Below are 26,251 nucleotides of genomic sequence, written 5' to 3'. Positions count from 1 at the left end.
ATGATAGGAACTCTAAAATTGTAGTAATTTAAAGCTCAATCCCTTCCGCCTTCATCACTGAATGCAAATCTTTGTCGCCACGACCCGACATGTTCACAATAATCGTTTGATCAGGCGTCATCGTTTTAGCTAGCTTCAATGCATAAGCGACGGCATGCGCAGATTCGAGCGCAGGGATAATACCTTCTTTACGCGTGACTTCATGAAAGCCTTCTAGCGACTCTTTATCCGTACAGCCCACATATTCAACGCGCTTCATGTCTTTTAAGAAGCTATGCTCAGGACCTACACCAGGATAATCAAGACCTGCCGAGATAGAATGCGTTTCTTGAATTTGACCTTCATCATCCGCCATCAGATAAGTACGATTGCCATGTAGCACGCCGATACGGCCAGCAGCCAATGGCGCGGAATGGCGACCGGTTTCTATGCCATCACCTGTCGCTTCAACGCCATACATTTTAACGTCAGTATCGTTTAAGAAATCAAAGAACAAGCCAATAGCGTTTGAGCCACCACCCACACAAGCGACTAATGCATCTGGTAATTTACCCGTCATTTGCAGATGCTGAATACGTGCTTCTTTGCCGATAATTGCTTGAAAATCGCGTACCAATAACGGATAAGGATGCGGGCCAGCGACCGTACCGATAATGTAATAGGTGCTATCTACATTAGTAACCCAATCACGCATCGCTTCATTCATTGCATCTTTCAGTGTCCGTGAACCTGAAGTTACTGGTACCACTGTCGCACCGAGCAAGCGCATACGATAAACGTTCATCTTTTGGCGCTCGACATCATCCGCACCCATATAAACGATACATTCTAGCCCTAAGCGCGCAGCGATTGTCGCCGTCGCTACGCCATGCTGACCTGCACCCGTTTCAGCAATAATGCGTTTTTTACCACACATTTTGGCAAGTAGCGCTTGTCCAATGGTGTTATTAACTTTATGTGCGCCAGTATGATTTAAGTCTTCACGTTTAAAATAAATTTGCGCACCGCCAATCTCATCACTTAAACGTTTGGCATGATATAAAGGCGTTGGGCGGCCGACATAGTTGACCAAATCATTGTGATATTCTTCCCAAAACGCAGGGTCTTTCTTGACTGTGTTATATAACGTTTCGAGCTCTTCTAGTGCTGCCATCAAGGTTTCAGAGACAAAGCGACCGCCATGCACGCCGAAATGTCCACGGGCATCAGGATATTGATTGAAATCTTGCACGTTCTCTGGATTGGTGAAGGTATTGATAGCTTTAGCAGTGGTAGATAAATCTTTGCTCGCGACATGACTCATGATAATTCCTACTCTAATAAGTGGTATTTTTTAAGATAAATAAGGGGGAAATTTTTCCAAGTAATTAGCTATTTAACGGATAAAAATTCACGGCTAAAACACTAGTTACTGATATTCGAAGGTTCGCCAAGCGTCTCATTTTGCCATCGGTCGCGTTTTACCGCTTTCATAAAGGCACGCATTTTGGCAGCGTCTTTTTTGCCTTTGTCAGACTCAATCCCACCGCTGACATCGACCGCATAAATAGGCAAATCTAAAGTGGCAGCGACATTATCGGCAGCCAGTCCGCCCGCTAAAATAATAGGTAGCGAGCTGTCTTGCGGTAGCAGACTCCAATCAAAACGTGCCCCTGTGCCGCCATATTTATGGGGATGGTAAGCATCCAATAAGATACTGTTCGCGCCAGCGGCGGCAAACTCATTAATCTCGGCGCTTACGCTAGCGGCAGTGTGTTGGTCAGCATTGATACGCAGCGCTTTTATCCAGCGTTTATTGACTGCACTGGCCAGCTGCGCACATTGCTCTGGTGTTTCATCACCATGGAATTGAATGATATCAAACGATACCTGATTCGCTAATTCTATCAGCTCTGCGCGCGGCATATTCACCACTAGAGCCACTATACTTATAAAAGCTGGCAAAGAAGCACTTAACGATTGCGCCTGCTCGATAGTGACAGCGCGCGGACTGGGCGGATAAAATACCAAGCCAACCGCATCAACACCCAACTGGGCGGCAAGTTTAATATCATTAGGCTGGGTAAATCCGCAAAACTTAACGTGCATGATGTGACCTTAGATATAACACTTAGTGCGACATTATTAGACTGTCTTCGCTACATTGACGGCAAGTAAACGTCAATTGCCAACGCTAAAGCGTAAATATGAGGATTTGTTAATTGAATGGTAAATCCATTGCATCCAAAAACTTATCCTAGCATACTTTTATTACCAGTTTTGTTTATGATTGCGATTGATTAATAGAGGGATAGTTGAATGTCTAAAACGGCGGCGGAAACGTCTCATAACACCGATAGCACCGAAACAAGCAATGTCAACAATAGCGACGATGCCACTAGCGTAAACCCAGCGCATTATTTAATGTGGTTTCGTCGTGACCTGCGAGTTCATGATAATACCGCGCTAGCTGCGCTTTGCGAGCAGGCAAATGCGGATAACGCCTCAGTAAGCGCTATTTATTTCATGACGCCTGAACAATGGCAAGCACATGACATGTCGCTGACACAGCTCGACCATATCGCTCGCACCTTGCCTATTCTCGCAAAAGACCTACAAACGCAATTAAATATCCACTTAACAGTACAGCTCTGTCCAAGCTTTTCTGACTGTGTTGAGGCGATGCTAGATATCTGTAGCGCGAACCAGATCAGCACTGTGATGGCAAATCACGAGTACGAAGGCAATGAGATTAAGCGTGATGAGCAATTAACCAAACAGCTTGCAAACAACGATATAGAATTTGTCCGCTGGCATGATCAATGTATCTTGCCACCACAAACCATCACCACGAACGATGACAGCATGTATCAGGTGTTTACCCCATTTTATAAAAAATGGCGGCATACCTTGGATATCAGCACCATACAAATGCATGAGGCATCCGCCATAAATGGCAACACTAAAGTCAAACTAGAAGTCTCGAACGCCAATGCTACTATCGAAGATATAGAAAGAGTAAGTAAAGAAGTAGTCGAAGATTATCAAAAGGCACTGCAAAATGCTGGTTTATTAGAGCACATTGATATAGACGTACAGCTTGAGCACGCTCGGGCAGCCTACCCTGCTGGCGAAGATGCAGCTTGCCAGCGTTTAGAGGACTTCATCGCTGAGGATATTGATAACTACGATATCAGTCGCGATGTACCCAGTTTAAATGCCACCAGTCAGCTATCTGCCTACCTGACTATTGGCGCAATCAGCCCCAGACTTTGCTACTTACAAGCTACCCTACAATTAAGCAAAGCACTGGGAGAATTACATGGGAATAACGGTGACAACTTAGACAGCGGGGATAGCTTTAACAACACTGATAATAACGACATTAACCGCTGGATAAGTGAGCTGGCTTGGCGAGATTTCTATCGTCATGTTTTAGACTATAAGCCCGAATTAATACGCCATCAAGCGTATAAACATGAGACTGATGTCAAAATTAACTGGTCATATAATCAAAATGACCTTGATGCGTGGTGCTCAGGCAAAACTGGCGTGCCGTTAGTCGATGCGGCAATGCGCTGCCTGAATGCGACAGGCTTTATGCACAATCGCTTGCGGATGGTCACGGCGATGTTTTTGACTAAGGATTTATTGATCGATTGGCGCTTAGGGGAGCGTTATTTTATGCAGCAGCTGATAGATGGTGACTTTGCGTCCAATAATGGGGGTTGGCAATGGAGTGCGTCGACTGGCACCGACTCTGCACCTTACTTTCGCATTATGAACCCTTTTAGCCAAGCCAAAACCCACGATACCGATGGCGAATTTATCAAGACGTGGCTGCCTGAGCTAAAAGCTATTCCTGCCACCATCTTGCATAGCGAGGATAAAATGCGTCAAGCACTGGCAAAGGGCGGTAAGTTTGCTGACATTGATTACCCATTACCGATGGTCGAACATAAAGCGGCTCGCCAATTAGCGATTGCTGAATTTAAAAAATAGCGACGCATTACATCAACACTAAAACCTCAATTTACTAAGAGTTTCAGCTATTGCAGCTTACTCACATTATCTACCCTTCCTAGGGCGTGTCCTCATTTTAAAAATGAGATAAATTACCGTCAAACAAGGAAAGTAGCGCACATAATATCGAGATACTAAGAAGCTATTTGACGATGTTTGGCAAAATTTATCTATTTTTAGCCCATTTAGAAAGTAATCGATTGAATTGAGGACACGCCCTAGTATCAGCTAGAGTTTACAAGATACGAGTTTGGATAATGTATAAGGCATAGGCTAATAAAGTGAAGCTTATAATTAACAGTACCCATGTCGCAAAAGAAAGCGATTCTTTCGCTTTAGGGCGCTTATTAAGCTGACGTTCAGGCTTAGAAGACGGTTTATTATTAAGAGTTGTCATATACGCCACCTTTTATATAGGGTTATATTACCAACGAAATTCATAAGTTGATTATGAATAATAGATAAGCTCTACTATACAATATAAATGGCGTTACTTTAAGTGTTTCCAATTAATAAGCTAACGTATGATTATCTAGTCTATGGCTCTAATAAAATTATGTATGCATTATTTTACTGGCATCTGGCACGCGCCTGCACCTTGAGTCGTTACTGTCACAACTGCACCAGTTAACGAAAATAGCTGTTGCAGTTGGGTTTGCGCATTTTCTAGTGCCATATTCATGACATCACCGCGACAAGCGCGTTCGAGTACTTCTTTTTTTGCCATACTTTGCGCTTGTTGCAATATTTTTGGATCGACTTGCATCATGCCAAAAGCACCAGTCTGCCAATCATAAATCTCTATATCGTCTAGATAAACTGAAAATATCTCTGATGGTGGGATGGTAATATTGATTTGCGGCATCATTGAAACTGGCATATTAGCACCCGCTTCTTGTACCTCATCGACGCTAATTTCAGGCTGCACCACTTGTACCATCTCAGGGGTAAGTGCACTTAAATCAATCCCCGCCTCCACTCGTCCGCGCGCGATAAACAAACCCTTTTGCTCGTCTTGCCACAGCTTCATCCAACTGCCAGGACGTTGACTGGTAATGACGGTATCGACACTGAACGCCACCGTTTCCAAACGATTCAATTTTTGGATTTGTGTGACCACGCCTTCACGAGTAATGGTTTCTATCGGCTCTTCCTTGGTTATATTCTGCACACTATAAATAGCAAAGACGATAGCTGCTAAACCGATGAGCAATATCATCCACGACATCATCGCAATGGGTTTTTTCGCTTGTGAGTTAGGCGCATCATTATTAACAGGAGATCGATTGTCAGGATTATTCATATAAACACCCTCAGAGTTTTATCATTTATTTTTATTAAACGTATAACAAATAACTGTCTAAATGATAAATGCTACTTTTGAGCAGCAACTTCAAGTAATGACTACCAATACGCTACATAATGACTAGCACTACCATTTACTATAAATACCCTAAAAACTGGTAAATAATCGAGTTGTAGTGACCTCATTTGCTCGTTTAAGTCACGTTTAAGTCACGTTCTGTCTGAAAAAACAAAAAGTCATTGCGTCTTAGGCTAACTTTACCTAACATAGTCAGATTGTATAAGCAAAATGTTGGCGTACATCTATTTTTCTGGTCTTTATGCGTAAAGTATGACGCTGCCAACATCAACGTTTTAATACAAAATGAAAAGTTCCAGCCTTTTTGTAAGGCGTTTTATGAACGCACTTTCTATTCATGTACTGTTTGTCGCAGTACTTTTTAGCTAGGCATGTCCTAGACTATTACCAAGTGATACAAAGGTAAGCTTGCGTCGGCCATCAAAGCACACGCTCAATATCCTACTATTTCTTATTTATTTTATCGTTGATAAGGTTACGCTTTATTTATGAAAGCCAGTCAATTTTTATTTGCCACTCTAAAAGAAACCCCAAGTGATGCCGATATCGCCTCAAGCCAATTGATGGTGCGTGCCGGTCTTATTCGTAAAATTGCTTCTGGGTTATATATTTGGTTGCCCATGGGGCTACGCATCTTGCAAAAAGTCGAACGCATTGTTCGTGAAGAGATGCAAGAAGTTGGTGCACAAGAAGTGCTGATGCCAATGACCCAACCCGCCGAGCTTTGGCAAACGACCGGACGCTTTAACGATTACGGTCCTGAGCTGTTGCGCTTCAAAGACCGTCATGATCGCGACTTTGTATTGGGTCCGACACATGAAGAAGTCATCACCAATCTGGCGCAAGGCGAGCTGCGTAGTTATAAACAATTACCAATCACCTTTTTCCAAATTCAGAACAAATTCCGTGATGAGATTCGTCCACGTTTTGGTGTGATGCGCGCACGCGAATTTACCATGAAAGATGCTTATTCGTTCCACGTTGATCAAGCATCGTTGGCAAAAACTTACCATGACATGTATGACGCTTATACGCGTATCTTTACCCGTTTGGGCCTAGATTTCCGTGCAGTACAAGCGGATACTGGTTCTATTGGTGGTTTTGCTTCACACGAATTTCATGTATTGGCAGACAGCGGCGAAGATGATATTGCCTTCTCTGATTCTTCTGATTATGCGGCCAACGTTGAGCTTTCCGAATCAGTGAGCACCGCTGAGCGTCAGCCACCGAAAATGGAACGCGAAGACGTCCTGACAGAAAATATGACCAGCTGTAAAATGGTTGCTGAACATTTAGGCTTACCATTAGAAACGACGGTCAAAACATTAATCGTCCATGGTCATACCGAAAATGATGAGCCACAGCTTATCGCTATCGTATTACGCGGTGATCATCAGCTAAATACGATCAAAGCTGAGAAAATCGAAGAGGCCAATGTGCCGCTGACAATGGCTTCTGATGAAGAACTGAAAGCTGCTGGTCTGCATAAAGGCTATATTGGCGTTAATTTGGATATGCCTGTCTTTGTTGATCGTTCGGCAGCAACTTTGTCAGACTTTGTGTGCGGTGCCAATGAAGTCAATAAACACACCACTGGTATGAACTGGGCACGTGATGCGAGCATTACTCGTGTCGTTGATGTACGCAATGTGCAGGAAGGCGACCCTTCTCCTGATGGTAAAGGCAGCCTAAAAATCAAACGTGGTATCGAGGTCGGTCATATCTTCCAGTTGGGTGATAAGTACTCGCAAGCGTTAAATGCTACCGTATCTGGTGAAGATGGTAAGCCTGTGACCCTAATGATGGGCTGCTACGGTATTGGTGTGAGCCGTATCATTGCCGCTGCTATCGAACAGAACAACGACGAAAACGGTATCATGTGGCCACAGACGCCAACGGTTAATGATTCAATCGCTCCTTTTGAAGTCGCTATCATACCGATGAAGTCAAAAGAAGATACCGTCATGCAGACAGCGACGGCACTCTATGAAGAGTTAAAAGCACAAGGCATCAATGTGCTTCTTGATGATCGTAACGAGCGTCCAGGTGTTAAGTTTGCTGATCTTGAATTGATTGGTATTCCTCATCGTATCGTGGTTTCTGACCGCAACCTTGCTGAAGGTAAGTACGAATACGTCAATCGCCGTGAAGCAGAAAAGCAAATGCTCAGCCGTGAAGAAGTCATGGCAAAAGTAAGCGGCAAATAGTTTTATTCATAAAACTGTGCCATAAAAAGCGCCTATCTCATTAAATGAGATAGGCGCTTTTTCGCGTGTAATATAGCTAAAAAAAACTACTTAACATTATATCTTTTAGCAATGACCTTACTGCGTTTCTGTGTTTCATTAGCGGTGCAAACATTAGCGCTAATCTGAGCGTACACCACAGAATTATTCATTGGACCTTCGTATTCAAAGTCACACTTATCATTACGATCCTTTAACCATATACGCTGTTCTTTATCCAACTGCTGTTGTTGTGTCGCATTCAAAGTACGATAAGCGCTCATATAGATTTTATTAAGGCGATTTTTTTCGACTACAATCGCATCGTTACCACAATCATAAGCCACTTCCATATAAGCGTCTTCACAGTTATATTGATTTTTCACAAATGCAGCCTGTGCCAACTGCAAGGTAGCTAGAGACAAAGTAGCAGTCCCTAGAGCGGTTAAAAAGCTGGTTTTTAACTTCATAACTGCATCTCAATATTCATAAAATAAGGTTTATTAAGTATAGAAAAGAACGCGCATCAATGAAAGCTAAAAATTAATATTTATTGCCGAATCAAGCGGCTTGGCTGTGGCATTAAGCGGATATCACTGACGCGACAAGGGTTGATATCGATACCGCCTCGGCGTGTATACCAAGCGCGAACCATCAGCTCACTTGGCTCATAATATCGACTCAGATCAGCAAATATCTGCTCCACACATTGCTCATGAAAACCATTATGCTGACGGAAGCTTAAGATATAACGCAGCATTCCAGCCTCATCGATTTTTTTATTACTGGTCATCGAAACCGCCAACGTCCCCCAATCTGGCTGATTGGTTACCGGACAATTACTGCGTAGCAAATTAGAATAAAAAGTATAGGGCTGCACGCTGTCGATTTCTGAATGAGCAGCCATTTTGTCATCATTCAATAGCGACGCGTCAGGATGCTCGCACAATGCGACTTTTTCGCTACTATTGGCAAGTGCGTCATCAATACAAACACCCTCAGGTTGAGCCACCAATAACCCTGTTGTCTTATTATTCAAGTCGTCATTTAAGCAAAACAACTCAACTTGCACGTCTGCTTGTACACAGGCTGATAAGTCTTTAGCAATCAGCGTTTGTACTTCTGACCAACTATCGAATTCGGTAAAGTTGATACTGTTTAGATAGAGCTTAAGTGACTTTGACTCAACGATAAATGGCGAGCTGGCCGGAATACCAAAGCGTGCTATCGCAACCTGCGAGATACCCTGTTGATTTAACCAAGACATCTCAAATGCCTGCCACCAATCGATACCAACCATTAACTTATCGTCTTGCCAGCCAATGACATCGCGACCCATACTGCGAGCGATAGGATACAAGGTCTCTGGACTATACTCGGTTGGATAGTCAGTGGTTTGCTCACCCAAGATACCGTGAATACTCATAAGTTACTTACCTTTCATGCTTAAATATAATGAAATAAAAACCAGTCATTTTACAGCAATGGGCTATTTTATGGGAATCATTTGCCACTCTGATGAACTAGCATTTTTGACCAAGCTAAAACGTACTCGATAGCCGACATCATCGGTTTCATTGATAAGATAATAAAAATCGATTAAAACACTATTCTTACTTCGCCATTCAATATCTACATTCTCAAAACTATGTCTCTGTTCTCGATTTTGATAAGAATCCAAATGCGCTTTTAATTCGCTGGGGTCACTCTCGTAAACAATCTGATAGTCGCCCTCCTTCTGCTTTTGCCAAATCGTAATATTTTCTTCATCTATATAACGCTCTACTGTAGTAATACGTTCTTTATTGGGTGATACACTTAAATCGATACCATCAAATTCTTGACTAAATCCAGTTTTGAGATTAACAAGTACAGTACTTTCTATTTCGGGAAAACTTCTCAACAAGTACAGCAGTTGTCTCTTTTCGTCATAATCATATAGTGAAAAATAAGAGTGAGATTGGCCGTCAGGAGCAAACAGCTCATCACGAAAAACTAACGGTAAGCTTCGACTGGTTACTTGGATATATATCGTATCTTTTTCTCTCGAAACACGGTTGCCCAATCCCCACTTTTTGCTAAGCTTGTTATCATGTTTCTCTAAGCTTGTCTCAAGGCATTTCCTATAAAAGACCAGACTATCGTATTCACACTTATCATCAAAGTAATCTGATTTTCTGGCTGGGTCTAGTACTTTCCAAACATAGTCATCCATCGTCGCTTTGGGCAGGTCTGCTTGTGCTGGCATTGACAGCATTAGCAGTATTGCACTCGTCATACAGATGCGAATTTCAGTGGCTACTGATAGAGTTATTTGCATATGAGAGCTAGACCTTTTTATTGTTTTTTAATCGTTGGTATTAACATCAGGTAAAACTCTCTGCCATTTACCCTCTTTATTATCAGCCGCATAAATATAGCGCACGCGAAATGCTACCGTGTCAGTGGGATTGACTCTGTAATAAAAATCAACGTTAACTTTATTATTGCTTGTCCAACTGATATCTCGCGCTTCGTACACCTCATGTTTTTTGTCATTATCATAATCTTGTTCATATAATTCATTACTAGCAAATATCGTTGCATAGCGTCCGTCATTGTCAGCTTTTTGACGCTCCCATATTATGATATCTCTGGTCACACCTTGCCTACCATTAAACCCTACCACTTGATTCATATCGCTAGAAAACTTAAGATTGGTCGCATACAGCTCTTGCCAGCGCCCTGTGTTTAAATCGACAATGACAGTCGCTTGAGTCTCATACATCGTACGTAGTAACTGCAACAGATGATGTGATTTATCATAATCCTGCAATTGATAATGAGCCCTATACTCTTCTTCAAACGGTTCAAGATAATCCTTAAATACCAATGGTTGCTTATGGTTGGGTGTATTAATATAAATGGTATCTTTTTCTCGAATAACGCGGTCACTCAAGCCCCACTTTCGGCTTTGTGCATTATCAGCTTGGGCTAACGATTTAAAGATACAGTTTTCATAATCTTTAAACGTTCGATATTCAGTATGATCGTATCGACAGCTGTCTTCATACCAGTCTATCGCTACAGGCGCAGGGACTTTTATCCATACCTCTTCATTTGTCGATGGCTCTAAAGCTAAAGGCGCTGCCTGTGCATCTAAGGATGCTATTGTGGTCAATATAAATAGTCCTGCGACAGTCAACGCTGCTTTTATGTGATGAGAGATAGTAATCATTTACCTACTACCTTCATACAGTTGCCACTTATTCGTTGAGGTATTTTTAATAAAGGTATATCGTACTCTAAAAGCCGCTGAATCCGCTTGATTCAACTTATAAAAAGAATCTGCATAAAACTTATCATCATTTACCCAAGTAAAGGTTTCGCTATCATAAACCTGCTGTGCTTTATCTGCTTGATAAAACTTTTTATGATTGTCGTAGTTTTTTGAATCGTCACTACTGCTATAGACTTGTTTATAGTAGCCTTCATAGTAACCGCTATCTTGTCGCTCCAAAATATTGACGTGTTCCGTCGCCCCCATTTCACTTTCAAAACCGACTATATATCTCATATCAGGAGAGATACTTAGCTTTCTGAGACTAAAATCTTGCCAAAACCCAGTAACCAAATTAACTACCGTCAAGCTCTCTCCTTCATAAAAGCTTTGATGTATTGTCAGTAATTTCCGTGATTTATCGTAGTCTTGTAGCGAATAATAAGGATTAAAATCCTCCTCATAAGGACTGGAGTAATCAACAAATACTAGTGGGTTTTTCCGATTAGCGACTTTGATATAAATGGCATTTCTCTCTCTAAAGACTTTATCGCTGATATTCCATTGCTTACTAAGCGCATTATCTGCATCTTCCCTCAAGTTATACAGACAGTTTTGTAGCGCATCATAAGTTTCATATTTGTAGTCGTTATGGCAATCATACTTATACGTTGCAGGATCTACAGGCGTCTCCATGACAACCCAATCATAATCATCCATTGCCGCAAGTGGCGCTGCGATGGCAATGCTCGTGATTGTACTCAATAAAGTGGCTGTAAAAGCCTTACTCATACTTCTGACAAAAAAAATTTTCATAAAAAAAGCCCAACAATGTTGGACTCTTATAATAAGGTGACAAGCTACATTTTACAAACTAATCTACAAGCGCACACGTGAGCCATTACTGAGTAAACGATAAGCGATGGTATAGAATACCGCACAGAAGACAAAAATAGCAGCCATCGAATACCAGACATTCACATCAGAATAACCAAGAATACCGTAACGGAATGAGTTCACCATATAAACGATAGGATTTAATAGCGAGATATTTTGCCAAAATGGTGACAAGTTTTCCATCGAGTAAAACACACCGCCAAGATATGTCAATGGCGTAAGCACAAAACTTGGAATGATAGAGATATCATCAAATGAGCGAGCAAACACGGCGTTTATAAAGCCACCAAGTGAAAATAAGATAGACGTACCCAGTACCGTAAATACCGTCACAAATAAATGCTCAATGCCAAGATCGGTAAAGAATAGTGCAACTATCGAAACGATGATACCAATGGCCAGTCCACGAAAGATACCACCACTAATATAACCCATCAAAATCGCATGTTTGGAAACTGGCGAAACCAACAGCTCCTCGATACTGGAGGTGAATTTGGCACTAAAGAAGCTCGATACCACATTAGAGTAACTGTTGGTAATAATCGACATCATAATGAGGCCAGGCACGATAAACTGCATGTACGGCACACCGCCCATTTCACCCACACGTGAGCCGATCATCTTACCGAAGATGACAAAATAGAGACTCATCGTAATCACTGGTGGCAGCAAGGTCTGTGGCCAAATACGCAGAATTCGGCGAACCTCTTTTAACAAAATGGTGCGAAAAGCAATCCACTTTTTATTCCATGACATGGTTTTATTAGGATCTATCATTTCTTGACTCACAATCCTGCCTCCTTCATGCTGTCTGCACTTTGGATATTTTTGTCTACTAAACGCATAAATAGCTCTTCTAGTCGATTGGCTTTATTACGCATACTGGCTACCGTGATACCTTGCTCAGATAACTGGTCAAAAACACCATTTAACGATTCGCCTTCAGTCAGTGTGACTTCAAGCGTCTGATCATCAGGCTGCGATGTGTCTGTCACTCCTGCCAAAACCAATTGACGCGTAAGCGGTGTCTCCAAATCAAAAACAAAGGTCTCAACCGATAGCTGCGCTAGCAAGTCCTTCATCTCAGTATTAATACGAATCTCACCATGATCCAAAATTGCAATGCGTTTGCACAGCTGCTCCGCTTCTTCAAGATAATGAGTCGTCAGAATAATCGTGGTGTTTTCTTCGATATTAATCTGCTGCATAAACTCCCACATAGAGCGGCGTAACTCGATATCTACCCCAGCGGTTGGCTCATCCAAAATCAATAATTTTGGCTTATGAATCAGCGCCCTTGCAATCATCAACCGGCGCTTCATACCACCTGATAGCTCACGTGATTTGCTATTGCGCTTGTCCCACAGACCTAGCGCCATTAATAATCGTTTTGCCCGTGGGCGTGCTTCTTTGGCAGGAATGCCAAAGTAACCAGCCTGTGTAATCAAAATATCTTCGACTTTTTCGAACATATTAAAATTAAACTCTTGTGGGACGATACCAAGATACTGTTTAGCGACAGACGGATTCTCTAGTAAGTCTGTGCCAAAGATCTTTACGCTGCCAGTTGTTGGTTTAAAAAGCGAGCTAATAATACCAATCATGGTTGATTTACCAGCACCATTTGGCCCCAGCAACGCAAAAAACCCCCCTTGCGGGACGGTTAAACTGACATCTTTGAGTGCCGAAAACCCATTGCTATAGGTTTTGGATAAATTCTGGATAGCAAGTGCTGGTACCTCAGACATAAAAACCTCTTTATTGGTTATAAATTTATGTAAAATAGTTTTTAGAATATAAACAGACAGAAGAGACTGTGTAGTGTCATAAAGTGAGGCTAGTGTCGATGAATTTCAACTGTAATGCCTTAGAAGTACTGTATTGATAATACTCATCATTAAAAAAGCGCCTATCTCATTTAATGAAATAGGCGCTCCACTGATATATATGGTAAAAGGCTTAGCCAGATATTCAATACAATTAGCTTGCTTCACCAACCATATAATCGACAGCGTTTTGAACTTCCTCATCAGGGATATCAGCACCACCTTTAGCAGGCATGGCGTTAAAACCATTGATAGCATGAGTGTATAATGTTTCTTTACCTTTGGAGATACGTGGTCCCCATGCACCAGCGTCACCTAAGATTGGTGAGCCAAGTAGACCTGCCGCATGACAAGTCTGACATACGGCATTGTATACTGCTTTGCCATCACGAGGGCCGTCACCCGCTGCCGGGCCAGCGGCACGTGCCGTCACATCACAAACTTCATCGTCTTCAAAGCACACTTTAGCAACTGGCTGAATGCGAGCAATTAAGTTAGGATACAAAGCAATCAGCTTTTGCACTTGCGGCGTATCTTGCGGAATAGGCTCTTCATCAACCGCAGGTGCGGCAGCGGCAGTTTCTGCGGCAGGTGCCTCGCCATCAGTCGTATCTGCAGCAGCTTGGGTATCATCACCCAACTGCTCAGGCGCATTTGCTACCACTTCCTGCGCTGCTGCTACATCAGAAACAGTTACAGGAGTATCTACAACACTTTCAGCTTGGCTCACCGCGATACTAGCGATTCCTAGAATGGCAGCTGCCGATAACATAACTACTTTTCTCATTCGTCACGTTCTCTTATTACATATACAAAGGCTTATACGGCTCAGACATTCTGCTTGTCCTCCTTTGACAACCAAATAGTTATCAATAGCAAACAGCCATCCCGCGTACCAGCACACTTGTAATCGGTGATTATAAATATGAATTCTCCCTGTCATTATAAGGGAAAAGGCAGGTAGATTGCCATGCCTGTTTAATGACTATCCTGTTTTTTCTTAAAAAACATCAATCACTGTCTTCATTCATTGGCTTTATGGATTTTATTTGTTAGACTAAGCGGTCTTTATTTTTCGACATCTTTACTGCTCATAACGCTCGTTTAGGCATGATGTTGATAATACCGTACGCCATTGTTGTTATGCGCTCGTAGCTCAGTTGGATAGAGTATCGGTCTCCGAAGCCGAGGGTCGTGGGTTCGATTCCCGCCGAGCGCACCAATCATCGTATTTATAATATTTGTTTCATCCTTCCCTAGTAGCACCCTAAATCTCAAATATACATCAACCCCGCGCTCAAAATATTTGCGGATTTCGCCGTGCGTGCTCGTCTATTGATAAACAGTTCTCTTATATGATAGGCATTTTGCTTATAACACTCGCCTATTCTGCTTGCTGCAAATTAGCCGCTAGCTGGGCACGGTTAGGCACACGATGATAATTAATCACGGGCACGTTACCCAACAGGCGCTGACCTGAAGCAATTTTCTTATCCATCGTAATCATTGCAATTTTTTTATCTTGTTTACTGAGCAATAAATGATTGGTCTTGCGTGTGACTCGATAATCAGGAAAATACTGTTTGATAAGCACGGATGTTTTTTGCAGGTCGTCATTAATAGGTTTTTTCACGCTTTTAGACGATTTATTATGAATTGTCTCACCCACTTTTACGCCGCGTGACTTTGCCAACAACCATAAAGCGGCAATAACAGCAAACAATATGACAAGCCACCAAATTCCATCTATCATTAGAAGAGATATCCATTATTAGCAAGGGTTGGCTCATGTTAGCAGAATTATCACCAGCGTTAATAGCAGAAGTAGAACTTGCTGCTAAATTATTGACATCCAAACAGCATATTTGTATCTTAACGGGTGCAGGGATTTCAGCAGAAAGTGGCATTCCAACTTTCCGAGATAAGCAAACAGGCTTGTGGGAAAACTATGGTGTGGAAGACTTAGCGACACCTGAGGCTTTCACTCGTGATCCAAAACTGGTGTGGTCATGGTATCAATGGCGCAGGCAATTGGTCGCAGATAAAAAACCGAATCCTGCACATTTTGCCTTAGCGCAGTGGCAATACCATACTCAGTCGTCCAATCAATCATTAACGCTTATCACTCAAAATGTTGATGATTTACATGAGCAAGCTGGCAGTACGGTAACTCATTTGCATGGTAATCTGTGGCATAACCGCTGTAGTCAATGTGAGACAGTCTGCCAAAGTCAATCGAGGGGTTCGTATCATAGCGAGGATACAATCAATTTTGATGACACACTGATGACCTGTCGCCATTGCGATGGCTATATCAGACCAGATATCGTTTGGTTTGGCGAAGCATTACCAGTACAAGCATGGCAAACGGCAGAAGATGCGGCGGCGAACTGCGAGGTATTTATCAGTATTGGCACCTCCAGTCTCGTCTATCCTGCCGCTGGACTCGCACAGTTAGCGAAGCAAAATGGTGCCAAAATTATTGAGATAAATCCCAATCCAACGCCGAATACTATTGTGGATATCACCTTAGCGGAAAAAGCTGGGGTGATTATGCCGTTATTAATCCAGAAAATCACTGCGCTCTAGTCGCTTGAACTTAAGTCGCCTGAACTTAAGTCACTTGAACCTAAAAAGCATACCGTGTAAAAAAGAAAAGGCTTAACGATTGATATCAACCGTTAAGCCTCGGGTACTAAAACCTAATCATAGTTGATTTACTTTAGTGCCAGATCAACTTTCGCCAAATATGCTGCTTTTAATTCATCACTAATAAATGAGGCATTAAAGGAGTTCTTTACCAAAGTAACAACATCATCTTCTGTTAGCGGTAAATTTTCGCATATATTTATAAAGTTCTGATTCATATAACCTTTGAAATAGGCTGGGTCGTCTGAGTTTATGGTGATATTTAGACCATAATCTAGCAGCTCCTTGATATTGTGTTCTTTGTAATTATCAAAGACTTTCAGCTCAATATTTGAGTTCGGGCAAACGGTCAGCGGCATTTGCTCATCTTTTAGTCTTTGCATCAACTCTGGGCTTGTTATCGATTGCACACCATGATCGATTCTATTGATATTTAATAAGTCCAGTGCTTCGTAAATGTACGAAAAATCTGCTTCTTCACCAGCATGGGCGACCAGCTTAAAACCTGCTTCTTTAGCTTTTTTGAAGACATCTTTGAATTTCGATGGTGGATTGCCCAGCTCTGACGAATCAAGACCGACACCGATGATGTCATCTTTGAATACCAATGCTTGCTCTAAGGTCTCAAACGCTTCTTCTTGTGATAAATGCCTTAGGAAACACATGATGATACAAGAGGTGATACCATATTTTTCTTTGGCATCTGCAAGCGCGTCTTTGATACCTGTTATCACCACTTCAAAAGGTATGCCTCGTTCAGTATGCGTCTGCGGGTCAAAAAATATCTCTGTGTGAATGACGTTATCTTCAACACACTTAAGTATATATTCCCACGTTAAATCATAAAAATCGTCTTTAGTGATCAGGACATTTGCGCCTGCATAGTAGATATCTAAAAAGGTTTGCAAGTTGGTGAAGTTGTAGGCGTTGCGCACATCTTCTATATTTTTATAAGGAATCTCTATCTGGTTCTTTTTGGCCAATCTAAACATCAGCTCAGGTTCTAGTGAGCCTTCAATATGTAAATGCAGCTCAGCTTTTGGTAATTTCTTTATTAAATCAATCATAGGATTCCAGTGACGGCCTTTTGTAGTAGAGTACTTTTGAGAAGTGCTTTTGAGAAGTGCCTTTATAAATGCAAAGCCTGTATATACGCTTGAGCAATATATCAGTCACCCTCGATTTCTAGAGGCGCTATTATATTGTAATTGATGCCGAAACCCTATAAAAGAACATGATGCTAGCAAAATAACAAGCCATCAGACTGCCTCATCAACGTTACTTCAAAAACACCACAGTATCAGACAACTCGTTACCCGCTGGATCCTGCTCCAAATGATAATACTGACGCAGCACTTGCCCAACTTCATCTAACAATTCAGCCAAGCTTTCTTCGGTTTTTTGATTGGCAATACCTGACACAGCCTTATCACACATCGCCCGCCAAACGGTGGGGCTGACATGAGCACTGATACCACGATCAGCTACGATCTCTAACTGGTGCTCGCAAATATTGACATACACCAAGACGCCCGTATTCTCTTCAGTATCCCAAACTCGATACTCACTAAACAGCTCAATCGCACGTTCGCGACAGCCAATATAGTACGCCTCTTGAATCGGCAGATGGTTTTCTACAATCAAAAACACCTCACCCCGATGCCCTCGCTCTGCACGGGTCACCTCGTCTGTTAAACGTGCTTTGGCTGCTGCTGTTAACCATTTACTATGCAATATAGGAATAAATAAGACTTGACGCCACCAGCGGGCAAAACTGGGATTTGACGCGTTGTTTTCTGACATTTTACTATTTCCTCAAATACGTCATTGCTGACGGTCGTTTAGTATCCGTTTTTACTTAAGCATCTACCAAGCGTCTACCACGAGCCACCAGCACCGCCGCCGCCAAAACCGCCGCCACCACCACCGAAGCCGCCGCCGCCAAAACCACCACCGCCAGAGCCGCCGCCACCGCCCATACCAGGTAGGAATATCATACCGCCGCCTCTACGACCGCCGCCAGATCCACCTTTACCACCACCGCCACCACGTGAAATCAAAAATAGCCATAAGAATATAGCCATAATAACGGTCATAAAAAAACCACCGCCTAAGGCTAACGATCCCGCAAAAAACCCACCAGCAGTAATAATAGAACCAAATACACGACCAAAAATACTGGTAATAAAGCTTCCAAATATCATTGCCATAATGAATAAAAATATGGGCGATGGTAGCTCGTCTGAACCTTGTTGTACACTACGCTCAGCTGCTTGCGCATCAGCACGAGCCAATACCTCAGGATCAGCAGTCAGCCGCGTTTTGAGCGCGTCAACGCCAGCTATTATCCCAGCGCCATAGTTATTTTGCTTAAATAACGGCGTGATATCTTCACGAATAATACGATTGACGGCAGCATCTGGTAAGACACCCTCTAGTCCATAACCCGTCAAAATGTACATATCACGGTCATTGACGGCGACTACCATGAGTAAGCCATCATCGATGTCTTTGTTGCCCAGCTGCCACGTCTCAGCTACTTGTAGAGCATAGTCAAAGATAGGAACACCATTGGTCGTAGGCACGATAACAACTGCTGCTTGGGCAAGCCCTTGCTGATAAATATTTCTAAGCTGCGCCTCTAGACGCTGTTTTTCTTGCGGATTTAGGATATTGGCCTGATCAACGACAGGATTATTTAATATGAGCTTATCGGCATCGACACTGGGTGCATTTGACTGTATAGGAGAAGGATTTGCGGCTGTTGACCCAACTGCTGCCTCATTATTAGCCGCATTAGGGTTGATCGCCTCATTACCTAAAATGGCATCATTGATTGCATCATTACCCAATACAGCGTCATTGATCGCTTCATTAGACTCGCCCGCTTTGGCAATCGCTACCAAGTCCTCAACACTACGACTTTGCATGTCTGAGGTGCTATCAATGGCTTCATTAGGCGCAGCATACAACACAGGCGCACTACTGATGCTGAGTGTGAACAGTAATACTGATAGGATTGCTTTTGAATTGTTCATCTAATCTATACCACCTCAAGTGACATCTGTACTGAGTGAATCTACGTGATACCATTCACAAAAATTAGCATAGCAAAGAAACCAAATTTGACACAGCTAATCGTACTTTTTGGATTTGGTATTCATTTAATAGGCATTCATATCCATCAATACCTTTAAAAATGTGGCTAAGCAAACTAGTGGCTAACTGAGCTAAACGATAAAAATGTAAACAAACAGAGCGGCAAATCCCGCTCTGTTTTCATCTCTATTTAATCATCACTACTCAGCTGTCGCTGACTTATCATCACCGAAGTCAACACTTGGTGCGGTTGAAATAGCGTCTTCATTCGCCACGCTAAAGTTTGGCTTGGCATTCATACCAAATACTTTTGCTGTAATGTTGGTTGGGAATTGGCGCACCGTCGTATTATAGCTTTGCACTTCTTGAATATAACGGTTACGAGCGACGGCAATACGGTTTTCAGTGCCTTCGAGCTGGGCTTGTAAGTCTTGGAACAAAGCATCTGACTTTAACTCAGGATAACGTTCAGAGACAGCCATCAAACGTGATAATGCACCTGTCATCTGTTCCTGTGCAGCTGCATAACGCTCCATCGCTTCTGGATCATTCAGTACTTCTGGCGTCACAGTAATGCTACCAGCACGAGAGCGTGCCTCAGCTACTTGAGTAAACACTTCTTGTTCTTGCTCAGCATACTGCTGCACGACTTTGACTAAGTTTGGTACCAAATCAGCGCGGCGTTGATATTGGTTCACCACTTCTGACCACGACGCGGTAACTTGCTCATCTTGAGCTTGCAGGTTGTTGTAGCCACAACCGCTCAGACCGACGGTAGACGTCGCTAACACGGCTGCGAGCAATATCGGTTTTACAATTGATTGACGCGTCATCATTGTTTCTCCTAATAATGGTAAATAATAAATAGCCAGTAACACTTTTTTGATAATTTTTTAAAGCTTGTGTTTTGAAGCTGATAAATGAGGTCATGCAAATGTATGTCTACTTATATTGAAGCCGTATATTTTTTATAATAAAAGCACATCACTTATATTAAAGCCACACTAAACATAAAAACAGTAGTTAATGAGTACGATAGCAATCGTATACCGCCCTATGCTCTCGTCTTATCAACGAAACAAAACTATAGGATAAGATATCTTACACAATGATGGCGCTATCTCATTATTTTTACAATTAGCCGTTACCAAAACACAACCGCAAAACCACACTGCTATCCCATGACTATTGCTCGTTTTTATTACCTATCATTGATAATATCTACCTCACAAATATCATCGAACCACTGGCATTATCTTTAGTGCATAGCTTGTCCAGTATAGAGAAGTGACAGATAAGCGGTTAATGATCGCTTTGTTTTTGTGTAGTCGATGTGCCTTTATATATTGGTCTGATATCTAAGAAAGGGCAAAACATGCGATATTTTATCGTTATTTGTAGTCATATCTGCCTGACTCAATATGAATATATATGCTTCTGTACAAAGAAAATTCTAGTAATTACTACAAAAATATGGCAAATTGCAGTTACGTAGCCGTACGGTTTGAATACATTTGGTAGTGGACTTATGGCTTGATTAGTATTAGCGAGTTGTTGATTTCTATGTAAAATATTACTCAATTATTAGAGATTCGCTTAATCGTTTCAATCAGCCACACCAACCCTGTAGTCAATCGATACCGCTCACAAAAAGTTGAATGCTATCGGCATGATAAGTATTTAATATTATAACCGCCTGTTTTATCCACCGGTCTACTGAACATTCATCTCAGATATTAATTGATAAGATAAATGTCGCAGTAATTGAGACAGCTTACGCCTTGCAACTATGCTGATACACATATCATCGGTAATAAGCATAAGCAAACCGTCAATATTACTGATAAACCAAGCGGATAACGACAGACAACTACAGTCCATTCTTAGTGGCTAAGCGCGTATGAGACTTAACGGATATACATGAGTCGATGTAGATAATTTAACTGCTTAACTTAAATAAGTAAGTTAACCAGTTAGCTTACTCCTAGCATACAGAGCCACTTTGAGACAGTACTAGGAATATACATATGGAAGGTTTAGTTAACTTAGTAAACGGAATTATCTGGAGCCCCGCACTGATCTATCTGTGCTTGGGCGCGGGCCTATTTTATTCCATTATGACGCGCTTCGTACAAGTGCGTCTGTTCGGTGAAATGATCAAGTTACTTTTTACTGGTAAATCTAGTGATCAAGGTATTTCATCATTTCAGGCACTTGCCGTATCACTCGCAGGACGCGTGGGTATGGGTAACATCGCTGGGGTAGCTGCGGCTATCGGCTTCGGTGGCCCAGGTGCCGTATTTTGGATGTGGGTCGTGGCCTTCTTAGGTGCATCTACTGCTTATGTTGAGTCTACGCTCGCACAGATTTATAAAGAAAAAGATGTCATCACTGGCGAATATCGCGGTGGCCCAGCTTACTATTTTGAGCGCGCACTTGGCCAAAAATGGTATGGCATCCTCTTTGCAATCTCATCTATCCTCGCTTGTGGTATATTTTTACCAGGTGTACAGGCAAACGGCGTTATCAATGCTTTCGCACAGGTAATGGGCGAAGGGTCTGTTATGAGCATTGGCGCCTTAGAAGTTGGCTCAATGCGTCTAGTAGCCTTAGCCATTATCCTTGTGGTATTAGGTATTATCATTTTTGGTGGTATCAAGCGTATCGCAACGTTTACCGAGTATGCCGTTCCTTTTATGGCATTGGGCTATATCGTTCTTGCACTGATCATCATGTTTACTAACTTTGATATGATTCCACAAGTATTCGGTCTAATCGTTAGCGATGCCTTTACTGCTCAAGCAGGTTTTGGTGCAGCGATTGGTTGGGGCGTAAAACGTGGTATTTACTCAAATGAAGCAGGTCAAGGTACAGGTCCTCATGCTGCTGCTGCTGCTGAAGTTGAGCATCCATCACAGCAGGGTTTGGTTCAGGCATTCTCAGTATATGTCGATACCCTATTAGTATGTTCTGCTACTGCCTTCATGATCCTAACCATGGGTACTTATAACATTCAAGGGACATTACCAGACGGTCAATTCATCGTACAGAACGTCGCTGCTACCACTGAAATCAACGCCCCTGCATTCACGCAAATGGCGATGGAATCTGTTTATGGTGGTTTTGGTAATACCTTTATCGCTATTGCTGTCTTCTTCTTTGCCTTTACCACTATCTTGGCTTACTACTACATCGCCGAAGTGAACGTTGCTTATCTAACGCGCTTTGTCGGTCGCAGTGCCAACAAGACTGGTCTATTCTTAGTCAAAATCTTAATCATGGTGATGGTTGCTTATGGCGGCCTAAACTCAGCTGGCTACATTTGGGCTATTGGTGATATTGGTGTTGGGCTTATGGCTTGGTTGAACATCGTTGGTATTTTGGTCATCTTCATTGTGGCTCGTCCAACGCTTACTATGCTAAAAGACTATGAAGCACAGCGTAAAGCAGGTGTTGAGCGCTACAGTTTTGATCCTGCAAAATTCGGCATCAAAAACGCCCCTTATTGGGAAGAGCGTCATCTAAAAGAGCAACAAAGAATGGCAGCAGATCCACTACGTAAAGAGCATAAGTAATATTCTATAACGTAGCTATTATTTAACATAATTGTTATTCAAACTTCTAAAACAAAAGCCCGAAACAATCGTTTCGGGCTTTTTTATTTCAAACCTTTGCATTCATAAGCCTTCAATAGATATCTTACATAAGTCATCATTACTCTTTAAACTTGCATTCGTGTGAACCAATGAGAGGCTCATTTATCTTACTCTCCACTACATTGAACCGTTTTCATGCGACTGAATTATATCAATGCTATGGTAAACATTAGGTATCCCCCAAACGCAAAAAAGCCCAGCTCAATAGCTAGGCTTCTTCGACGTCATTATTTAAATAATTAATTCATCATAAATAAAGAGGCTATAGAAACAACTTACTCAGGCATCAATACTGCATCGATAGTGTGAACCACACCGTTCGTTGCCATGATATCTGTACCAGTAATATTAGCCGTGTTACCAGTCGCATCAGTGATAACATTAGCATCACTAATATTGATAGTAGCACCATTTACAGTAGCAACATCAGTACCATAAGGAATGTCAGCTGCCATAACAACCATAGGCACTACGTGATACGGAAGTACTTTTTTCAGTAGATCTGTATCGGCTAATAGCTCTTCTTTAGTAACGCCTAGCTTCTCTAACACAGGAGCAAATGCATCATCAGTTGGTGCAAATACCGTATAAGTCCCAGCATCCATCATCATTGTATCTAAGCCAGCAGCTTGTAATGCAGCCGTTAGAATCGTTAGATTTTCGTTGCCAGCTGCTATTTCGGCAATGCTTTGCGTCGCAGCAGTATCGGCCATGGGATCAGCTTCAGTCATTGGCTCAACTTCGGCAACGGGCTCTACAACCACTTCTTCAGTAGTCACTTCAGGCTCAACAGGATCAGTAGCTGCTTCTTTATCATTACAAGCGGCTAATGACATGGCAGCTGTAACGACAGCAATAGAAAGTAAGTTTTTCTTCAACATAAGTATTTCCTTATAAAGGGATGGTCTGTTAAGTGACTTGTTTGACAAATAACTTAACCCAGTTAATGTATATAACAGCGAACCACTTATCTGTTGCAAATGATAGCAACTAAACAATAGTAATAATGTCGCCTCTGCTATACCAATAACTATAATTTTAACTGATTAATTTCGGATTAATGCTTACTTAGGTAGCAACACTGTATCGATCACGTGTACAACTCCATTGTTCGCTTGTATATTCGCGGTCACGATATTAGAGGTACGATCTCTCTCATCAGTAATTTGTTTTTTAGCGTCAAATGTGATGCTGCTACCTTCAAGCATCTCTTGACTGCCTGCCATAATTTCAGAGGCAAAGACGCGGTCGTCTTCAATCACATGATAGGTGAGCACTTTCGTCAACAGCGGCTTATCTTGTAATAACTGTTCTTTACTTATATCAAGTTCAGCTAATAATTTAGCAAAAGCGGCATTGTTTGGTGCAAAGACGGTAAAGTCAGCGTCTTCATCAGCGAGGGCATCGGCCAATCCTGCTGCTACCACTGCTTCTTTGAGGATACTAAGATCCTCTGTGGCAACGGCTAGATCCACTATAGACTTGTCAGTAGGTAACAGTACGTCGTCAATGAGGTGAATGACGCCATTAGTGGCCAATACATCTGTTTTGATAATTTTAGAGGTATCCCCACTTGCATCCATAATGATATTGGCATCACTAATAGAGAACGCTTGACCATTGACTGTTTCGATACTGTCGCCATAAGGAATGTCAGCAGCTTTGACTGTCATATTGGGGATAACATGATAAGTTAAGACCATGGTTAATAGCTCTTTGTTAGCCAATAACTCTTCTGACGTCACATCAAGCTCTTCCAATAATTCAGCGAATGCAGCATCAGTAGGTGCAAATACAGTAAATTCGTCCTCTGATGACATCAAAACTTTATCAAGTCCAGATGCCTTTAACGCAGCATTAAGAATGGTTAAACCTTTATTTTCAGCAGCAATTTCTGCAATATTTTGTGTTGGCGCTTCTACAACAACTGAAAAATCATTGTCGTCGTCATTACAAGCGGCTAGCGGCAAAACGGTCATGGCAAGCGCCAGAGATAATAGGGTTCTTTTTAGCATGATTATATCCTTATGTATGAGTTCAGATGAACCATCTACTTTGTCAGTAGCATCCGTCGAATGATTGAAACTGTTAAATGATCAAAGCTTTCAACAAGAAACAAAGATGACTGTCGTTTATTGTCGTAGTGTTAAACAATAATGATGACACGCTTAAAAAATATCTCAAACATTCTAAATGCCAGCAGTATCATCTAAAGGAGCTTCATCTAAAACCGTTAGCAATCAAAATAGCGTGTATTTAACAATCATGTCATCAAAGACGGTAGCTGGTACTCATACCAGCTTCATCATACAAAGTAATAGGGATATAATTCTTTAACTGAAATTTTGAAATTAATCTTATTTGGGCAGTAATACTCTATCGATAACATGTACTACGCCGTTATTAGCAGCAATATCGGTTTTTATAATATTGGTAGTACGACCATTTCCGTCCATCAATTTGCCCTGATTGGTGACCATCAGAGTATCTTTACTGAACATAGTAATATTGCCCGGTTTAACGTCTTTCGCATATACTGGCGCAGCACCGTTAATCACGTGATAGCCTAAAATCTTAGTCAATAGTGGCTTGTTGGCAAATAGTTGTGCTTTGCTCATGCCTGTTTCTTGCAGGGCTTGTACAAATGCGGCATTGGTCGGCGCAAATATTGTATAGTTTGCATTCGGGTTAGACAAAGCACCCGCCAAATCTGCCGCTACGACGGCTTCGACCAGTAGCGAGAAATCAGGATTACTTTGGGCAACTTGTACCACGTTCATTTTCGCCATAGATTGACTGTGCATAGGCGCTTTCATGGCTGCGCTTTTGCTTGGCATCATATTATTACAAGCGCTTAAACCAGCGATTGAGAGTGCTAATGTACCGATGGTAGCAATTTTAGTAAGCTTCATAACATTATCCTTAATGATTGAGTATTTATTGACTGTTCTATAACTGTCTTGCAGATTAGATCGTCTTCCCTTATAGCAAATACTAGCGCTAATAATAGTGGTAAATGTTAGATGTCACCAATACAACTATTAACATTTACTAGTAAGTACTGCTTATGAAACATCAATCCTTCTGAAATTAAATTAACATATAACCAAGCTTTATCAATTCCTCTTTACGCAACTTTTTGTAGTACAGGTGTAAACTCTGTCTGACTTTTAAGCACAATCGTTGTGCTTTCATTTATAGATACAAAGCTTTATGTAATCTTTAAACGAAATGATATTCATTTGTTCCTAATC

24 protein-coding genes and 1 tRNA gene are annotated in these 26,251 nt (G+C 41.8%); 5 read left to right on the top strand and 20 right to left on the bottom strand.

Annotated elements, in window-relative coordinates; all coding sequences use genetic code 11:
- Positions 1–28 precede the first annotated feature (28 nt).
- Positions 29–1,231: a tryptophan synthase subunit beta gene (gene trpB / locus JMW85_RS03490; RefSeq protein WP_227681687.1), complete on the bottom strand. Its 1,203-nt coding sequence runs from the start codon at positions 1,229–1,231 to the stop codon at positions 29–31.
- Positions 1,232–1,404: 173 nt separating this feature from the next.
- A complete protein-coding gene (locus tag JMW85_RS03485) occupies positions 1,405–2,088 on the bottom strand; it encodes a phosphoribosylanthranilate isomerase (RefSeq protein ID WP_201580962.1) in 684 nt (227 codons plus the stop codon).
- A gap of 210 nt (positions 2,089–2,298) precedes the next feature.
- Between JMW85_RS03485 and JMW85_RS03480 the strand changes: the two genes are divergently transcribed.
- Entirely contained in the window at positions 2,299–3,981 is a 1,683-nt protein-coding gene (locus JMW85_RS03480) for a cryptochrome/photolyase family protein (protein WP_201580961.1), read from the top strand.
- Between the two features lie 256 nt (positions 3,982–4,237).
- Here JMW85_RS03480 and JMW85_RS03475 read toward each other — a convergent pair whose 3' ends face one another.
- Both JMW85_RS03475 and JMW85_RS03470 read right to left on the bottom strand, forming a co-directional pair.
- Positions 4,238–4,399: a hypothetical protein gene (locus tag JMW85_RS03475; protein ID WP_176393057.1), complete on the bottom strand. Its 162-nt coding sequence runs from the start codon at positions 4,397–4,399 to the stop codon at positions 4,238–4,240.
- A gap of 168 nt (positions 4,400–4,567) precedes the next feature.
- Positions 4,568–5,305: a DUF4230 domain-containing protein gene (locus tag JMW85_RS03470; protein ID WP_201580960.1), complete on the bottom strand. Its 738-nt coding sequence runs from the start codon at positions 5,303–5,305 to the stop codon at positions 4,568–4,570.
- Positions 5,306–5,874: 569 nt separating this feature from the next.
- Between JMW85_RS03470 and JMW85_RS03465 the strand changes: the two genes are divergently transcribed.
- Entirely contained in the window at positions 5,875–7,593 is a 1,719-nt protein-coding gene (locus tag JMW85_RS03465; protein WP_201580959.1) for a proline--tRNA ligase, read from the top strand.
- Positions 7,594–7,679: 86 nt separating this feature from the next.
- On the opposite strand, the gene JMW85_RS03460 is transcribed toward JMW85_RS03465, so the two are convergent.
- The 8 genes from JMW85_RS03460 to JMW85_RS03425 form a co-directional block, all read right to left on the bottom strand.
- Positions 7,680–8,081, bottom strand: a complete 402-nt coding sequence (locus JMW85_RS03460) for a lysozyme inhibitor LprI family protein (protein WP_201580958.1) — start codon at positions 8,079–8,081, stop codon at positions 7,680–7,682.
- Between the two features lie 80 nt (positions 8,082–8,161).
- Positions 8,162–9,037: an NADPH-dependent 7-cyano-7-deazaguanine reductase QueF gene (gene queF / locus JMW85_RS03455; protein ID WP_201580957.1), complete on the bottom strand. Its 876-nt coding sequence runs from the start codon at positions 9,035–9,037 to the stop codon at positions 8,162–8,164.
- 63 nt (positions 9,038–9,100) lie between these two features.
- The gene (locus JMW85_RS03450; RefSeq protein ID WP_201580956.1) at positions 9,101–9,931 is read right to left on the bottom strand and encodes a hypothetical protein; all 831 of its coding nucleotides are present in this window, start codon (positions 9,929–9,931) and stop codon (positions 9,101–9,103) included.
- 27 nt (positions 9,932–9,958) lie between these two features.
- Positions 9,959–10,828, bottom strand: coding sequence for a hypothetical protein (locus tag JMW85_RS03445; protein WP_201580955.1), 870 nt, complete (start codon positions 10,826–10,828; stop codon positions 9,959–9,961).
- Positions 10,829–11,686, bottom strand: a complete 858-nt coding sequence (locus JMW85_RS03440) for a hypothetical protein (protein ID WP_201580954.1) — start codon at positions 11,684–11,686, stop codon at positions 10,829–10,831.
- Positions 11,687–11,749: 63 nt separating this feature from the next.
- A complete protein-coding gene (locus JMW85_RS03435) occupies positions 11,750–12,523 on the bottom strand; it encodes an ABC transporter permease (RefSeq protein ID WP_045446727.1) in 774 nt (257 codons plus the stop codon).
- A 29-nt stretch (positions 12,524–12,552) separates the two neighbouring features.
- Complete coding sequence (locus tag JMW85_RS03430) at positions 12,553–13,515, bottom strand: ABC transporter ATP-binding protein (RefSeq protein WP_201540399.1); 963 nt, start codon at positions 13,513–13,515, stop codon at positions 12,553–12,555.
- A gap of 232 nt (positions 13,516–13,747) precedes the next feature.
- The gene (locus JMW85_RS03425; protein ID WP_109591522.1) at positions 13,748–14,380 is read right to left on the bottom strand and encodes a c-type cytochrome; all 633 of its coding nucleotides are present in this window, start codon (positions 14,378–14,380) and stop codon (positions 13,748–13,750) included.
- A gap of 358 nt (positions 14,381–14,738) precedes the next feature.
- On the opposite strand from JMW85_RS03425, the gene JMW85_RS03420 reads away from it, so the two are divergent.
- Positions 14,739–14,815: transfer RNA gene (locus tag JMW85_RS03420), tRNA-Arg, on the top strand.
- Between the two features lie 162 nt (positions 14,816–14,977).
- Here the strand turns inward: JMW85_RS03420 and JMW85_RS03415 are convergent.
- On the bottom strand, positions 14,978–15,346 hold the full coding sequence (locus tag JMW85_RS03415) for a hypothetical protein (protein ID WP_045454568.1): 369 nt from the start codon (positions 15,344–15,346) through the stop codon (positions 14,978–14,980).
- Between the two features lie 35 nt (positions 15,347–15,381).
- Here JMW85_RS03415 and JMW85_RS03410 point away from each other — a divergent pair, with 35 nt between their 5' ends.
- Positions 15,382–16,182 (top strand): NAD-dependent deacylase, encoded by an 801-nt coding sequence (locus tag JMW85_RS03410; RefSeq protein WP_201580953.1) that lies wholly within the window; start codon positions 15,382–15,384, stop codon positions 16,180–16,182.
- Between the two features lie 128 nt (positions 16,183–16,310).
- Here JMW85_RS03410 and JMW85_RS03405 read toward each other — a convergent pair whose 3' ends face one another.
- From JMW85_RS03405 to JMW85_RS03390, 4 genes are all read right to left on the bottom strand, one after another.
- Positions 16,311–17,309, bottom strand: a complete 999-nt coding sequence (locus tag JMW85_RS03405; RefSeq protein ID WP_201580952.1) for an adenosine deaminase — start codon at positions 17,307–17,309, stop codon at positions 16,311–16,313.
- Between the two features lie 211 nt (positions 17,310–17,520).
- Positions 17,521–18,045 (bottom strand): TPM domain-containing protein, encoded by a 525-nt coding sequence (locus tag JMW85_RS03400; protein WP_045456157.1) that lies wholly within the window; start codon positions 18,043–18,045, stop codon positions 17,521–17,523.
- A gap of 74 nt (positions 18,046–18,119) precedes the next feature.
- Entirely contained in the window at positions 18,120–19,280 is a 1,161-nt protein-coding gene (locus JMW85_RS03395; RefSeq protein ID WP_201580951.1) for a TPM domain-containing protein, read from the bottom strand.
- Between the two features lie 261 nt (positions 19,281–19,541).
- Positions 19,542–20,174, bottom strand: a complete 633-nt coding sequence (locus JMW85_RS03390) for a LemA family protein (protein WP_045456163.1) — start codon at positions 20,172–20,174, stop codon at positions 19,542–19,544.
- A gap of 1,194 nt (positions 20,175–21,368) precedes the next feature.
- Between JMW85_RS03390 and JMW85_RS03385 the strand changes: the two genes are divergently transcribed.
- Positions 21,369–22,916, top strand: coding sequence for an alanine/glycine:cation symporter family protein (locus JMW85_RS03385; protein ID WP_055125213.1), 1,548 nt, complete (start codon positions 21,369–21,371; stop codon positions 22,914–22,916).
- Between the two features lie 356 nt (positions 22,917–23,272).
- Here JMW85_RS03385 and JMW85_RS03380 read toward each other — a convergent pair whose 3' ends face one another.
- The 3 genes from JMW85_RS03380 to JMW85_RS03370 form a co-directional block, all read right to left on the bottom strand.
- On the bottom strand, positions 23,273–23,878 hold the full coding sequence (locus JMW85_RS03380) for a fasciclin domain-containing protein (protein ID WP_055125212.1): 606 nt from the start codon (positions 23,876–23,878) through the stop codon (positions 23,273–23,275).
- Between the two features lie 183 nt (positions 23,879–24,061).
- A complete protein-coding gene (locus JMW85_RS03375) occupies positions 24,062–25,012 on the bottom strand; it encodes a fasciclin domain-containing protein (protein ID WP_201580950.1) in 951 nt (316 codons plus the stop codon).
- A gap of 342 nt (positions 25,013–25,354) precedes the next feature.
- Complete coding sequence (locus JMW85_RS03370; RefSeq protein ID WP_201580949.1) at positions 25,355–25,909, bottom strand: fasciclin domain-containing protein; 555 nt, start codon at positions 25,907–25,909, stop codon at positions 25,355–25,357.
- Positions 25,910–26,251: the final 342 nt, after the last annotated feature.

The organism is Psychrobacter glacincola (assembly GCF_904846075.1).
GTDB lineage: Bacteria > Pseudomonadota > Gammaproteobacteria > Pseudomonadales > Moraxellaceae > Psychrobacter > Psychrobacter glacincola_C.
Note: the sequence above shows the minus strand (reverse complement) of the source record. Positions and strands in the feature narration are given on the sequence as shown.

What these genes read in the sequence shown, in the direction of transcription:
- JMW85_RS03485 (WP_201580962.1), bottom strand. Translation starts at nt 2,088, where the DNA reads ATGCACGTTAAGTTTTGCGGATTTACCCAGCCTAATGATATTAAACTT.
- JMW85_RS03480 (WP_201580961.1), top strand. Translation starts at nt 2,299, where the DNA reads ATGTCTAAAACGGCGGCGGAAACGTCTCATAACACCGATAGCACCGAA.
- JMW85_RS03475 (WP_176393057.1), bottom strand. Translation starts at nt 4,399, where the DNA reads ATGACAACTCTTAATAATAAACCGTCTTCTAAGCCTGAACGTCAGCTT.
- JMW85_RS03470 (WP_201580960.1), bottom strand. Translation starts at nt 5,305, where the DNA reads ATGAATAATCCTGACAATCGATCTCCTGTTAATAATGATGCGCCTAAC.
- JMW85_RS03465 (WP_201580959.1), top strand. Translation starts at nt 5,875, where the DNA reads ATGAAAGCCAGTCAATTTTTATTTGCCACTCTAAAAGAAACCCCAAGT.
- JMW85_RS03460 (WP_201580958.1), bottom strand. Translation starts at nt 8,081, where the DNA reads ATGAAGTTAAAAACCAGCTTTTTAACCGCTCTAGGGACTGCTACTTTG.
- queF (WP_201580957.1), bottom strand. Translation starts at nt 9,037, where the DNA reads ATGAGTATTCACGGTATCTTGGGTGAGCAAACCACTGACTATCCAACC.
- JMW85_RS03450 (WP_201580956.1), bottom strand. Translation starts at nt 9,931, where the DNA reads ATGCAAATAACTCTATCAGTAGCCACTGAAATTCGCATCTGTATGACG.
- JMW85_RS03445 (WP_201580955.1), bottom strand. Translation starts at nt 10,828, where the DNA reads ATGATTACTATCTCTCATCACATAAAAGCAGCGTTGACTGTCGCAGGA.
- JMW85_RS03440 (WP_201580954.1), bottom strand. Translation starts at nt 11,686, where the DNA reads ATGAAAATTTTTTTTGTCAGAAGTATGAGTAAGGCTTTTACAGCCACT.
- JMW85_RS03435 (WP_045446727.1), bottom strand. Translation starts at nt 12,523, where the DNA reads ATGTCATGGAATAAAAAGTGGATTGCTTTTCGCACCATTTTGTTAAAA.
- JMW85_RS03430 (WP_201540399.1), bottom strand. Translation starts at nt 13,515, where the DNA reads ATGTCTGAGGTACCAGCACTTGCTATCCAGAATTTATCCAAAACCTAT.
- JMW85_RS03425 (WP_109591522.1), bottom strand. Translation starts at nt 14,380, where the DNA reads ATGAGAAAAGTAGTTATGTTATCGGCAGCTGCCATTCTAGGAATCGCT.
- JMW85_RS03415 (WP_045454568.1), bottom strand. Translation starts at nt 15,346, where the DNA reads ATGATAGATGGAATTTGGTGGCTTGTCATATTGTTTGCTGTTATTGCC.
- JMW85_RS03410 (WP_201580953.1), top strand. Translation starts at nt 15,382, where the DNA reads ATGTTAGCAGAATTATCACCAGCGTTAATAGCAGAAGTAGAACTTGCT.
- JMW85_RS03405 (WP_201580952.1), bottom strand. Translation starts at nt 17,309, where the DNA reads ATGATTGATTTAATAAAGAAATTACCAAAAGCTGAGCTGCATTTACAT.
- JMW85_RS03400 (WP_045456157.1), bottom strand. Translation starts at nt 18,045, where the DNA reads ATGTCAGAAAACAACGCGTCAAATCCCAGTTTTGCCCGCTGGTGGCGT.
- JMW85_RS03395 (WP_201580951.1), bottom strand. Translation starts at nt 19,280, where the DNA reads ATGAACAATTCAAAAGCAATCCTATCAGTATTACTGTTCACACTCAGC.
- JMW85_RS03390 (WP_045456163.1), bottom strand. Translation starts at nt 20,174, where the DNA reads ATGACGCGTCAATCAATTGTAAAACCGATATTGCTCGCAGCCGTGTTA.
- JMW85_RS03385 (WP_055125213.1), top strand. Translation starts at nt 21,369, where the DNA reads ATGGAAGGTTTAGTTAACTTAGTAAACGGAATTATCTGGAGCCCCGCA.
- JMW85_RS03380 (WP_055125212.1), bottom strand. Translation starts at nt 23,878, where the DNA reads ATGTTGAAGAAAAACTTACTTTCTATTGCTGTCGTTACAGCTGCCATG.
- JMW85_RS03375 (WP_201580950.1), bottom strand. Translation starts at nt 25,012, where the DNA reads ATGCTAAAAAGAACCCTATTATCTCTGGCGCTTGCCATGACCGTTTTG.
- JMW85_RS03370 (WP_201580949.1), bottom strand. Translation starts at nt 25,909, where the DNA reads ATGAAGCTTACTAAAATTGCTACCATCGGTACATTAGCACTCTCAATC.